This window comes from Streptomyces composti (assembly GCF_012034205.1).
In the GTDB taxonomy this organism is placed as follows: domain Bacteria; phylum Actinomycetota; class Actinomycetes; order Streptomycetales; family Streptomycetaceae; genus Streptomyces; species Streptomyces composti.
Genome location: NZ_JAATEM010000035.1, coordinates 15,220 through 27,005 on the forward strand (window position 1 = coordinate 15,220; position 11,786 = coordinate 27,005).

At 73.8% G+C, this 11,786-nt stretch carries 11 protein-coding genes and 1 pseudogene; 5 read left to right on the forward strand and 7 right to left on the reverse strand.

Translation table 11 applies throughout. From position 1 onward, the window contains the following. Positions 1-53: 53 nt before the first annotated feature. The gene (locus tag HCJ93_RS24925) at positions 54-1,415 is read left to right on the forward strand and encodes an NAD(P)/FAD-dependent oxidoreductase (protein WP_309141500.1); all 1,362 of its coding nucleotides are present in this window, start codon (positions 54-56) and stop codon (positions 1,413-1,415) included. A 34-nt stretch (positions 1,416-1,449) separates the two neighbouring features. Continuing rightward, positions 1,450-3,714 (forward strand): FUSC family protein, encoded by a 2,265-nt coding sequence (locus HCJ93_RS24930; RefSeq protein ID WP_167998061.1) that lies wholly within the window; start codon positions 1,450-1,452, stop codon positions 3,712-3,714. Positions 3,715-3,797: 83 nt separating this feature from the next. Here HCJ93_RS24930 and HCJ93_RS24935 read toward each other — a convergent pair whose 3' ends face one another. The 5 genes and pseudogenes from HCJ93_RS24935 to HCJ93_RS24955 form a co-directional block, all read right to left on the reverse strand. Then, positions 3,798-4,226, reverse strand: a complete 429-nt coding sequence (locus tag HCJ93_RS24935; protein ID WP_167998062.1) for a hypothetical protein — start codon at positions 4,224-4,226, stop codon at positions 3,798-3,800. A 47-nt stretch (positions 4,227-4,273) separates the two neighbouring features. Next, a pseudogene (locus HCJ93_RS24940) lies at positions 4,274-5,109 on the reverse strand (DUF1206 domain-containing protein). 76 nt (positions 5,110-5,185) lie between these two features. Further along, a complete protein-coding gene (locus HCJ93_RS24945) occupies positions 5,186-5,470 on the reverse strand; it encodes a DUF5133 domain-containing protein (protein ID WP_167998063.1) in 285 nt (94 codons plus the stop codon). Between the two features lie 69 nt (positions 5,471-5,539). Continuing rightward, entirely contained in the window at positions 5,540-6,421 is an 882-nt protein-coding gene (locus tag HCJ93_RS24950) for a SigB/SigF/SigG family RNA polymerase sigma factor (protein ID WP_167998064.1), read from the reverse strand. A gap of 182 nt (positions 6,422-6,603) precedes the next feature. Continuing rightward, entirely contained in the window at positions 6,604-7,047 is a 444-nt protein-coding gene (locus HCJ93_RS24955) for an ATP-binding protein (protein ID WP_167998065.1), read from the reverse strand. Between the two features lie 157 nt (positions 7,048-7,204). On the opposite strand from HCJ93_RS24955, the gene HCJ93_RS24960 reads away from it, so the two are divergent. From HCJ93_RS24960 to HCJ93_RS24970, 3 genes are all read left to right on the forward strand, one after another. Beyond that, positions 7,205-7,426 (forward strand): hypothetical protein, encoded by a 222-nt coding sequence (locus HCJ93_RS24960; protein ID WP_167998066.1) that lies wholly within the window; start codon positions 7,205-7,207, stop codon positions 7,424-7,426. A gap of 69 nt (positions 7,427-7,495) precedes the next feature. After that, entirely contained in the window at positions 7,496-8,968 is a 1,473-nt protein-coding gene (locus HCJ93_RS24965) for an aminotransferase class I/II-fold pyridoxal phosphate-dependent enzyme (protein WP_167998067.1), read from the forward strand. 269 nt (positions 8,969-9,237) lie between these two features. Then, on the forward strand, positions 9,238-9,693 hold the full coding sequence (locus HCJ93_RS24970; RefSeq protein ID WP_167998068.1) for a cyclic nucleotide-binding domain-containing protein: 456 nt from the start codon (positions 9,238-9,240) through the stop codon (positions 9,691-9,693). Between the two features lie 64 nt (positions 9,694-9,757). On the opposite strand, the gene HCJ93_RS24975 is transcribed toward HCJ93_RS24970, so the two are convergent. Continuing rightward, on the reverse strand, positions 9,758-11,050 hold the full coding sequence (locus HCJ93_RS24975; protein WP_167998069.1) for an MFS transporter: 1,293 nt from the start codon (positions 11,048-11,050) through the stop codon (positions 9,758-9,760). Positions 11,051-11,150: 100 nt separating this feature from the next. Continuing rightward, on the reverse strand, positions 11,151-11,768 hold the full coding sequence (locus tag HCJ93_RS24980; RefSeq protein WP_167998070.1) for a LysE/ArgO family amino acid transporter: 618 nt from the start codon (positions 11,766-11,768) through the stop codon (positions 11,151-11,153). Positions 11,769-11,786: the final 18 nt, after the last annotated feature.

Below are 11,786 nucleotides of genomic sequence, written 5' to 3' on the forward strand. Positions count from 1 at the left end.
GGCACATCGTGGCCGCCGCCGGCGCGCCGCCGGCCGCAGAAAGGGAGAACACCGTGACTCGACCCAGGATCCTCGTGGTGGGTGCAGGCTTCGCCGGTGTGGAGTGCGTGCGCCGGCTGGAGCGCAGACTGACGCCGAACGAAGCCGACGTCACCCTGGTGACGCCGTTCTCCTATCAGCTGTATCTGCCGCTGCTGCCCCAGGTGGCGTCCGGCGTGCTGACCCCGCAGTCGATCGCGCTGTCCCTCCGCCGGAGCAGGAAGTACCGCACGCGGATCATCCCCGGCGGCGCCATCGGGGTGGACCTGAAGGCCAAGGTGTGCGTGATCCGCACCATCACCGACGAGATCGTCGACGAGCCGTACGACTACATCGTCCTCGCCCCCGGCAGCGTCACCCGCACCTTCGACATCCCGGGACTGGTCGATCACGCCTTCGGCATGAAGACCCTCGCCGAGGCCGCCTACATCCGCGACCACGTCATCTCGCAGCTCGACCTGGCCGACGCCAGCCCCGACCCGGCCGAGCGGGCCGCGCGGCTGCAGTTCGTGGTGGTCGGCGGCGGCTACGCGGGCACCGAGACCGCGGCCTGTCTGCAGCGGCTGACGCACGCCGCGGTCAAGCGCTACCCGAGGCTCGACCCGCGTCTGATCAAGTGGCATCTGATCGACATCGCGCCGAAGCTGATGCCCGAGCTGGGCGAGAAGCTGGGGCGCAGCGCGTACGAGATCCTCACCCGGCGCGGCATCGAGATCTCGCTGAAGACATCGGTGGCGAAGGCCGGCCCGGACGAGGTGACCTTCACCGACGGGCGGGTGGTGCCGACGCACACCCTGATCTGGACGGCCGGGGTCGTCGCCAGTCCGCTCATCGCCACGCTGGGCGCGGAGACGGTCAAGGGGCGCCTCGCCGTCACCGCCGACATGGCGCTGCCCGGTCACGACGGGGTGTTCGCGCTGGGGGACGCCGCCGCGGTGCCGAACCTGGCCAAGGGCGAGGGCGAGGTGTGCCCGCCGACCGCGCAGCACGCGATGCGGCAGGGACGGCACGTCGCGGACAACGTGATCGCCTCCCTGCGCGGGGAGCCCAAGCAGCCCTATGTGCACAAGGACCTGGGCCTGGTGGTGGACCTGGGCGGCAAGGACGCGGTGTCCAAGCCGCTCGGCATCGAGCTGCACGGCCTGCCGGCGCAGGTGGTGGCGCGCGGCTACCACTGGTCGGCCCTGCGCACCAATGTCGCCAAGACGCGGGTGATGACCAACTGGCTGCTGAACGCGGTCGCCGGGGACGACTTCGTGCGCACCGGGTTCCAGGCGCGCAAGCCCGCGAAGCTGCGGGACTTCGAGTACACCGACGCCTATCTGACGCCGGAGGAGGTGCAGGCCCACGTGGCGGCGAGCCGCGCGGCGCAGTGAGGCGCCGGCCCCGGCTCCGGCACCGGCCGGCGGCGTGAGGGCGGGGGGACGGACGGTGCGGTCCAGGCTGCGGGACCGCATCGCGGCGTCCGATCCCGGGCTGCTGCGGCTGACGTCGGGGCTGCGCACGGTGGGCGCCATCGCGCTGGCCCTGGCGGTCCTGGCCCCCTTCGGCCCCGGCATCACCCGGCTGGTGGCCGGGGCGATGACGTCGATGGTCGCCACCTTCGCCATCCGGGAGAAGCAGCGCCGGGCGCAGGCGGTGACGCTCGCTCTGGGCCTGCCGGTGGCACTGGTGTCGGTGTCGCTGGGTGCGCTGCTGAGCCGGCGGCCGGTCGTGGGCGACGTGTTCTTCGTGGTGCTGATCTTCAGCGCGGTCTACGGCCGGCGCTTCGGCGAGCGGGGCACCACGCTGGGGCTGATCGGGTTCCAGACGTACTTCATCTCCCTGTTCGTCGGGGCCTCCCCCGAGGGCCTGCCCGGGATGTGGGCGGTGGTGGCCGTCGCCTTCGCGTGCAGCGCGCTGGTGCGGTTCGTGCTGGTTCCGGTGACGCCCGCGGCTCTGCTGAGCAGGCTGCGGGAGGCGTTCCGGGCCCGTCTCGCACAGCTGGTCTCGGCCCATCTGGCGCTGCTCGAGGCGGATCCGGACGACCCGGACGCCGTCGGCAAGGCGCTGGAGGAGGTCCGCGAGGGCACCGCGCGGCTGCACGAGACGGCGCTGATGATCCAGTCCCGCCTGGAGGAGGGCACGCCGGACGAGGGGACCGCGCGACTGGTGCAGCGGCGCATCGCGGACGCGGAGATCGCCGCGGAACGGCTCGGCCTGGTGCTGCTGTCGGCGCGCAGCGCCGAACGGGCGGACACCCTGACGCTGCATCTGCCGGGCGCGCCCGCACCGGAGATGGGCCGGCTGCCGGGTCCCGAGGAGTCGACGGCGCTGGTGCGGCGGGATCTGATCGCGCTGCGCGCGCTGGTGCTGCGCTCCGGCGGCGAGGCCGCGGAGAACGTGCTGAGGCAGGTGCGCAACCGGCTGCTCGCCTACCGGGAGGAGGAGAACCTCCCGGCGGCGTCCCCGGCGGTGCAGGACGTGTTCCGGGCGATCGGTGAGACCGCGCGTGCCGTGCTGGGGCTGCGGATCGCGCTGGAGGGCGCGCCGGAGGAGGAGGACGAGTCGCCGGAGACGACGCGGTCCCGGGAGGAGCTGGACGCCGAGGACGCGGCCATCGACGCCGAGCAGGCCGGGCAGGAGGAGGAGCCGAAGGGGCTGCGGCGCCCGACGACCCGGGCGGCGGTACAGGTCGCGGTGGGGTCGACGCTGGCCATCCTGGGCGGGGAGCTGATCTCCGCGGACCGCTGGTACTGGGCGGTGCTCACCTGCTGGATCGTCTTCCTCAACACCGCCTCGACGGGCGAGATCCTCGTCAAGGGCTACCGCAGGCTGCTGGGCACGGTCTTCGGCGTCGTGGCCGGCATCGTGCTGGCCGGGCTGGTGGGGCAGCACACGGTGGCGGCGTTCGCGCTGGTGCTGCTGCTGATCTTCGCGATGTTCTACTCGGCCCCGCTGTCCTACACGCTGACGTCGTTCTTCGTGACCGCGATGCTGGGCCTGCTCTACACGCTGCTGCACACCTACAGCTGGGAGGTGCTGGTGCTGCGCGTGGAGGAGACCGCGCTGGGCGCGGCCTGCGGAGTGGTGGCGGCGGCCTTCGTGCTGCCGGTGAAGACGGACCGCCGCACCAACGAACTGCTCGGCACGGTGCTGGAGCGGCTCGCCGAGGTCACCGAGGCCGCGGTGGGCCAGCTCAGCGGCGGCCCGGCGGACGACCTGCTGGACAAGGCACGGGAGCTGGACCAGGCGCTGGGCGACCTGCGCGGCGCGGTCCAGCCGCTCACCCACCCCGTGACCCCGCTGCGGGCCCGCCGCAGCACGGCCCAGTACGTGGTGGCCCTCCTGGAGACCTGCGCCTACCACGCGCGCTCGCTCGCCGCCACGGCCGAGCTCCTGCCCGCCCATCCCTCCATCGCCGCGGACCCGCGGCTGGGCGGAGCCGCGGCCCGCACGGTGCGCAACATCCGGACGATCGCGGCCCGCGTCGAGGACGAACAGACGGACCGCAGGCCGGACCGCCAGGTGGAGACGGGCGCCAGCATCGCCTCCCTGCTCAGCGCCCCGAGCGGCGACAGCGCGGCCCGCTACGGCCGCATCACCACCCGCGTACTGCGCCACCTGGAACGCCTCGACGAGGCGGTGGTCGGCCTGGCCCGCCCCTTGGGCGTACGGGTGGCCACCAAGGACTGACGCGAGGCCGGCACCTGGGCGCGGACGGCGCCCGGCGAACCGGGCACGGACGCGGTCCGGCGGAACGGCGGAAGGTGCCGGTGTCAGAAGTCCGCGGGCAGGCCGCTCGCTCTGGCGATGCCGCGGAGTTCCTCGTTCTGGTGGTGGCGCTCCCTGATGTACTCGGCGATCTCGTCGAGGCGCGTGGGGTCGTTGGCGGTGGCCGCGTCGGTGACGACGCGGACCGGGCCGCTGTCGTCGACCTCCAGCTCGACCACCTCGTTGTCCAGGCGGCCGGTGACGGCGGTGGCGATGACCAGCGCGGCCTCGTCACGGATCTCCTGCGGCAGCTCGTCGTCGCCGCCGTCGAGGGGGACGTCGAGTCCGGACAGGCGGTGTTCCTCGATCGCCTTGAGCACCGGTTCCACCACGCGCAGCAGCAGCCGGTAGTCCTCGGTGTCCATCCGGATGCGCAGGAGGTCGAGGTAGACGTCGACGGGCCGGCCTTCCGGGGGGATCTCGGATTCACTCATTGATCCCGTGTTCCCCGATCGGGCGGGCCTATCCGGAATCCGGTGCCTCAGACGCGCCGCCAGCGGGCCAGCGCGAAGGAGAACACGCCGAACAGCACCAGGCCCGCGGCGACGCAGACCAGCAGCCACGGGCCCAGCGGGGTTGCGGCGAGGCTGCGCAGGTGTCGTCCATGCCCTTGGCGCGGTCCGGCTCGTAGGCGAGCGCGGCGCGCACCGCGAAGACACCGGCCGCGGCGAAGACCAGGCCGCGTGCCACGCCGCCGCCGACCCCGCTCACGTCCAGCAGCCGGCGGGCGCGGCGGCTCAGCTCACCGAGCTTGAGCTTCTTGTGGTAGGTGCGGCGGGCCGCCTGGACGCCGATCCAGCAGCCGGCGCCCACGATCACCAGGCCGGCCGCGCCGACCAGCCACTGTCCGGCCGGTGCCTCGAGGGCCCGGGCCGTGACGTCCCGCGACTGCCGGTCGCTGGACCCGCCTCCCGCGTCGCGGTCGGCGGCGAAGGCCAGCACGGACCAGGCGACGCACGTGTAGAACCCGCACCGCGCGAGCGCGGTCAGCCGCTTGCGCGCGCCGCGGCCGTCCTTGCCGACCGCGCCGGACACCGCCTCGGACAGCCGCCACAGGGCCATGCCGGCCAGTCCGGCGCCCAGCGCCCACAGCAGCAGCGCGCCGAACGGCCGGGCGGCCAGCTCGGCCAGCGCGCCGCCCCGGTCCGCCTGCCGCCCGCTGCCGCCGAAGGCGATCCGCAGGGCCAGCACGCCGACCAGCAGATAGATCACCCCCCGGGCGGTCAGTCCCGCCCGCGCGGCCCCCTCCGTCCACGAGCCCTGCGCCGCCCTCCGGGCACCGGCCCGCCCCCGCCATGCCATCACTCGCGCGTTCATGCGACCTCCCGGCACAGCGGATGCCCCGGCAGGACGGGCGTACGCCCGTGAAGTCGCCGGGCGTGACGGCGGGTGCTCAGGTGGTGGTCAGCGGTCCGGGTGCGGCGGTCGCGGGGCCCGGCAGGTGCGCGGAAGGGGTGGCGGTGGCGAGGGGGCCGGGCGTCGCTGCGGGCGGGGCGGCGGCGAGCCAGCGGTGAGCGGTGGCCAGGGCCTGCCGCACATCGCGGTTGCCGGTGATGACGCACAGCGTGTAGGCGAGGTCACGGGCCAGGGCGCCGGACGCCTGAGGGGTGCCCTCCTGCGGCAGCTGCTCGTAGTCGTCGACGAGGCGGCGCAGCACGGCGGGGTCGGGCTTGAGCATGTGTCTCTTTCCGTTGCGGTTCCGGGGTGAACTGGAGTGAGGTGAGGGGCTGCCGGGGTGGCGCGGGGCTCAGACGGAGGGCGTGTGGCCGCCGCGCGGCCTGCGCTCCTCCATCGCCTCGGCGCGGATGCGGGCGCAGCTGCGGCTGATGAGGCGCGAGACGTGCATCTGGGAGATGCCCAGGCGGTCGGCGATGCGGCTCTGGGTCATGTCCTCGAAGAACCGCATGTAGAGAATGGCGCGCTCGCGTTCCGGCAGCCGGCGCAGTCCCGCCTTGGCCGACTCGCGGTCGACCACGACGTCGTAGGAGGAGTCGGAGGCTCCGAGGGTGTCGGCGAGGCTGTAACCGTCGTCGTCCGAGGAGAGCTCCGCGTCCAGCGAGAGGGTGCTGAAGCTCTCCAGCGCTTCCATCCCGGCCGAGACCTCCTCGTCGGTGAGCCCGGTGTGCGCGGCGATGTCCGCCACGGAGGGCTCGGGGCTGCCCGGGTTCTGGGTGAGTTCGCGGCGGGCGACACGCACCTTGTTGCGCAGCTCCTGGACCCGGCGGGGCACCCGCAGCGCCCACATGCGGTCCCGGAAGTGGCGCTTGACCTCGCCGGTGATGGTGGGCACGGCGTAGCTCTCGAAGGCTCCGCGTGCCGGGTCGAAGCGGTCGATGGCCTTCACCAGGCCGAGGGCGGCCACCTGACGCAGGTCCTCGACGGACTCACCGCGGTCGCGGAAGCGGCCGGCTATGCGGTGCGCCATGGGGAGCCAGGCGGTGACCAGTTCGCCGCGGACGGCGTCCCGCTCGGGCCCGTCCTCCAGGGCGGCAAGCCGGGTGAAGAGGGCGGCCGTCTCGGGGGCGTCGTCGTGCCGCCTGCGGGCGGGGGCGTCGTCGTGCCGCCTGCGGGCCGGGGCGGCCGTCGCGGTCGTGGTGTCGGGGCGGTCGGTGGGCGTGTCGATCAGCATGCGGTTTCGCTCCCGAGCGGTGGTGTTGGGGGGTTGCCGCGGGACGGGGCCGCAGACGCCGTAGCGGTCATACCGGTCCCGCCGGCGCGCCTCCGGTCCGAAGCACGAAACTCCGGTTGCCCTGGGTTCTGGGGAACAAACTCCGCTTTGTGTGGCAATCCGCCGCGAGCCCCCGGCGGGGTTCAGGACAGGGGCACCACGGCGGTGATGCACTTGCCGCCGGAGGGCAGGTCGGACACCCGTACGTCGCGGGCGAGCCGGCAGACGATGGGCCAGCCGTGGCCGCCGGGGCGGGTGCCGCGCTGCCGTTCCGGATCGGGTGCGGCGGTGGGCAGCCGGTCGCTGCGGTCGCTGACCGAGACACGTATGCCGGGGCCGGTGACGTCGATGCGGACGTCGGTGACCCCGCCGCCGTGCACGATGGCGTTGGTGGTGAGCTCGGACGCCACCAGCAGGGCGTCGGCGAGCGCGTCGGTGTCGCAGGGAGAGTGCAGGGCGCGGCAGCGGTCGGACACCGCCTGCCGCACGGCCTGCCGTACGTCGCACGGCCGGTAGTCCGCCTGCGGCGCGGACCGGCGGGCGCCGGGCGGTGCGGCAACGGGGTCGATCGGGTTCTCCTCACACATCCTTCGGCTCCTGTCGGGGCGGACGGACCTCGCCACGGGCGGCCGGTCCACCCCTTCCGGCTCACCTGCCGCCGCGCCGCCAAACCTCGCCGCGCCGGTCACCTGTGTCTTCTCCGGCGCATGTCATCCGGGGGGCGGACGGGGGTACGCGGTGTACATGACCGACGTTGTGGACTCGGACGAACTGCTCCGGCGGATCCAGCGGGCGCGGGCCTTCGCCGCGCGCGCGGAACGCGAGTGGCGGGCCAGGGGCGAGGAGGCGGCGCGGACCGATCCCCGTGCGGCCGGCGAGGCGGAGTCGCGGCGGGTGGCGTACGAGGTGGTCGTCGAGGTGCTGGACGAGATCGTGCGTCCGGGCAGGCACCCGGTGCGGGGCTGACACGGCAGCACCGTCGTCGTCCCGTCGCACCGGCCGGTTGGCACGGCGGGCTTCGGGCACCCGGTGGTCATGAGCATGGATCACGGCAGGGCACCGGTGCTCGAGGCGCTGGAGGAGTATCACCGCCACGGACGCCTCGGCTTCACGCCGCCCGGTCACAAGCAGGCGCGCGGTGCCGATCCGGCCGCCCGCGAGATTCTCGGCGACGCGGTGTTCCTGGGCGATGTGCTGGCCTCGGGCGGTCTGGACGACCGGCTCACCCGGGGGCGGGTGCTCGAGCGGGCGCAGCAGCTGATGGCGGACGCGGTGCACGCGGAGCACACCTTCTTCAGCACCTGCGGCAGCTCCCTGTCGGTCAAGGCGGCCATGCTGTCCGCGGCGGGGCCGCACGAGAAGCTGCTGATCGGGCGGGACGCCCACAAGTCGGTGGTGGCGGGGCTGATCCTGTCCGGGATCGAGCCGGTGTGGGTGGAGCCCCGCTGGGACACCGGGCGGCGCATCGCGCATCCGCCGTCGGCCGCGGAGTTCGAGCGGGCCTTCGAGGCGCATCCGGACGCCCGCGGCGCCCTCGTCACCAGCCCCACCCCGTACGGCGCCTGCGCGGATCTGCGGTCCGTCGCCGAGGTGTGCCACCGGCGCTCGCGTCCGCTGATCGTGGACGAGGCCTGGGGCGCACATCTGCCCTTCCACCCGGATCTGCCGTCCTGGGCGATGGACGCGGGTGCGGACATCTGCGTGACCAGCATCCACAAGATGGGCAGCGGCCTTGAGCAGGGCTCGGTGTTCCATCTGCGGGGCGGTCTGGTGCCGCCGGCGCTGCTGGGCATGCGGGCGGACCTGCTGGGCACGACCAGCCCCTCGGTGCTGATCCTGGCCGGGATGGACGCGTGGCGGCGTCAGATGGCGCTGCGCGGCGAGGAGCTGCTGGGGGCCGCGCTGGAGCTGGCGGCCGGGGTGCGTGCGGCGGTCGAGGAGATCGACGGCATGCATGTGCACGACCGCGCCGACTTCTGCGGCCCGGGGCTCGCGGACGACTTCGACCCGCTGCCCGGTGTCGTCGACGTCAGCGGTCTGGGCATCACCGGCTACCGGGCGGCGGACTGGCTGCGTGCGGAGCGGGCCATCGACGCGCATCTGGTGGACCACCGCCGGATCGGTGCGCAGATCACTCACGGCGACGACCGGGAGACCACCGGGGAGCTGCTGTCGGCGCTGCGCGACCTGGGCCGGGCGGCCCGGGACATGCCGCGGACGCCCGAGGTGGAGGTGCCGCTGCCCGGGGAGCTGCGGATGGAGCAGGCGCTGCTGCCGCGAGACGCGTTCTTCGGTCCGGCGGAGAACGTTCCGCTGTCCGAGGCGGCCGGGCGGCTCGCGGCCGAGATGATCACTCCGTATCCGCCGGGGATCCCCGCCGTGCTGCCGGGCGAGCGGCTCACCGGGCCGGTGCTGCGCTATCTGCGGACCGGCCACGACGCGGGGATGAACCTCCCGGATGCGTCCGGTCCCGGGCTGGACACGATGCGGGTGGTGGCGCGGGAGTGAGGGCCGGGGGTGGCGGGACGAAGTGAAACAGGTCACGTGACCCGGTTCCGGTGTCGAGTCGCCCGCGCCGATGGTTTATCGTTCATACATACGTGGTGATGGGGTCGACGCGCAGGTCCCCCGTACACCACCGTTTGCCGCCCTGGCTGGTTTCCCCCGTCCAGCCAGGGCTTTTTCTGTCCTCCCGGATGCCACGAACGGCGGCAGCGGCTGAAATGGGGCGTAGGGGAAGCACCGGAACCGACGGCCCCGGCGAGGAGCTGCGCCTCATGACCAAAGCCATCAAACTCCTGACCGCCCTGCCCCCACCGCAACGGGAGCGCCTGATGGCGCTCGCCCGGGAGGTGGCCTTCCCGGAGGACACCCGGATCTTCGAGGCGGGCGGCACCGCGGACCGGTTCTGGGTCATCCGTTCCGGCGCCGTCACGCTCGACCAGCAGGTCGACGAGCTGCACCGGATCACCGTCGCCAGCCTGGGCGCCGGTGACCTGCTCGGCTGGTCCTGGCTGTTCCCGCCCTACCAGTGGGACTTCGGGGCCCAGGCGTTCAGCCCGGTGCGCGCCTACGAGTTCGAGGCCGCCGCCGTGCTCCGGCTGTGCGACGAGGACCCGCGGCTCGGTCTGACGCTGGTGCGCAACGTCGCCGAGATCCTGGCGCACCGGCTGGAGATGACGCGGGGCCAGCTCCTCGAGCAGTACGCCCTGCACCGGCGCGGGGTGCTGTAGCTCCCGCCGCCGGGCTCCACGGGCGGCAGCGGCGAGCCGGCGGACGCGACCGGCAGGCCGTGGATCACACGCGGTAGCGGCGCAGCGCGGGCATCGCGGCGGCCAGGGCGAGCATCACCACGACCACCAGGACCCCTCCGCCCACCACGGCCGCGCGCGGGCCGAAGGCGGAGCCCGCCGTGCCGTGCAGCAAGTCGGCGAGGCGCGGCCCGCCCGCCACCACGACGGTGAAGACGCCCTGCATCCGGCCGCGCATCTCGTCCGTCGCCGCGGAGAGCAGGATGGCTCCCCGGAAGACCATGGAGACCATGTCGGCGACCCCCGCGACGGCCAGGAAGGCCACCGCGAACCACAGACTGCCGCTCAGCCCGAAGCCGGCCACGGCCAGGCCCCAGACCACCACCGACCAGATGACCATCCAGCCGTGCCGCCGGGCCCGGCTGAACGTGCCGGAGAACAGCCCGCCCGCCACCGCGCCCGCGGGGATCGCGGCGAACAGCAGCCCCAGCGCGAAGCCCTCCCCGTAGGGCGCGAAGGTCTCGGCGGCGAGCTGCGGGAAGAGGGCGCGCGGCATGCCGAGCACCATGGCGACGATGTCGGCCAGGAACGACAGCAGCAGCACGGCGTGCCCGGCCATGTAGCGGAAGCCCTCCGCGATCTCCCGCAGTCCGGCGCGCCGGGCCACCGTGGCCTTCAGCGGCGGCAGCGCGGGCAGCCGGTACACCGCCCACACGGTGACGCAGAGCGCGAGAGCGTCGATCAGATACAGCTCGGCCAGTCCGATCACCGGGATGAGCGCGCCGGCCAGCAGCGGTCCGGCGATCTGCCCGGTCTGCATCACGGTGGAGCCGAGGGCATTGGCCGCGGGCAGCTCGTCGGCGGGCACCAGGCGGGCCACCGAGGCGCTGCGGGCCGGGGCGTTGAGTCCCCAGAACGCCTGCTGGAGGGCGAGCAGCACCATCAGCACCGCGACCGACTCGAGTCCGCTGACCGCCTGGAGCCAGAACAACAGCGAGGTGACGGCGATACCGGTGTTGGTGATCAGCAGCAGCCTGCGCCGGTCCATCGCGTCGGCGATGGCGCCGCCCCACAGGGCGAACACGACCAGCGGAGCCAGGCCCGCGATGCTGGCGGTGCCGACCCAGGCGGAGGAGCCGGTGATGTCGTAGATCTGCTTGGGCACGGCGACCGCGGTCAGCTGGCTGCCGACCGCCGTGACCACGGTGGACGTCCACAGCCTGCGGTAGGCGGGGCGGCGCAGCGGCCGGGTGTCCATCGCCCAGCGCCGCCGCCGGGTCCCGCGCGTCGGTGCGGGCTCCTCCGCCCGGCGCTCGGCTTCGCTCTCGCTGGTGTCCACGACCGCCCCGTTGGTGACTACATCTACCTGGCCGGGGCCAGTCTCCCAGCTCCCCGGTACCGACGTGCCGCCGGGCACCGTTCGCGGAACGAGCGCGGCGTCAGGCCCTGGCGATCAGGCCGGCGCCGAGGACGATCATGGTGGCGGCGACCACGCCGTCCACCACCCGCCAGGCGGCCGGCCGGGCCAGCCAACGGCCGAGCAGCCGCGCCCCGAAGCCGAGCGCGGCGAACCAGCAGACGCTGGCCAGCAGCGCACCGATGCCGAAGGTCCAGCGCAGCGACCCGTGGCCGGCGGCGACCGAACCCAGCAGGAACACGGTGTCGAGGTAGACGTGCGGATTGAGCCAGGTCAGGGCGAGGCAGGTGAGCACCGCCCGGCGGCGTGAACCGGCCGCCTCCCCCGCGCTCACCAGGCCCATGGCGGCGGGACAGAGCACCCGGCGGGCGGCGAGCACGCCGTAGCAGAGCAGGAAGACGCCGCCGGTCCAGGCCACCGCGGTCAGCGCGGCCGGCCAGGCCACCACCACCGCGCCGACCCCGCCCACGCCCAGCCCGATCAGCACCGCGTCGGAGAGCGCGCAGATCGCCACCACGGCGAGCACCGCCTGGCGGCGTATCCCCTGGCGCAGCACGAAGGCGTTCTGGGCGCCGATGGCGACGATGAGGGACAGACCGGTACCGAATCCGGCCGCGGCGGAGGCGAAAGCGCTGGTCATGCCGTTGACGGTAGGAGC

Coding starts and splice junctions, on each gene's coding strand:
- HCJ93_RS24935 (WP_167998062.1), bottom strand. CDS start 4,226: ATGAGTGAATCCGAGATCCCCCCGGAAGGCCGGCCCGTCGACGTCTAC.
- HCJ93_RS24945 (WP_167998063.1), bottom strand. CDS start 5,470: ATGCTCAAGCCCGACCCCGCCGTGCTGCGCCGCCTCGTCGACGACTAC.
- HCJ93_RS24950 (WP_167998064.1), bottom strand. CDS start 6,421: ATGCTGATCGACACGCCCACCGACCGCCCCGACACCACGACCGCGACG.
- HCJ93_RS24955 (WP_167998065.1), bottom strand. CDS start 7,047: ATGTGTGAGGAGAACCCGATCGACCCCGTTGCCGCACCGCCCGGCGCC.
- HCJ93_RS24960 (WP_167998066.1), top strand. CDS start 7,205: ATGACCGACGTTGTGGACTCGGACGAACTGCTCCGGCGGATCCAGCGG.
- HCJ93_RS24965 (WP_167998067.1), top strand. CDS start 7,496: ATGAGCATGGATCACGGCAGGGCACCGGTGCTCGAGGCGCTGGAGGAG.
- HCJ93_RS24970 (WP_167998068.1), top strand. CDS start 9,238: ATGACCAAAGCCATCAAACTCCTGACCGCCCTGCCCCCACCGCAACGG.
- HCJ93_RS24980 (WP_167998070.1), bottom strand. CDS start 11,768: ATGACCAGCGCTTTCGCCTCCGCCGCGGCCGGATTCGGTACCGGTCTG.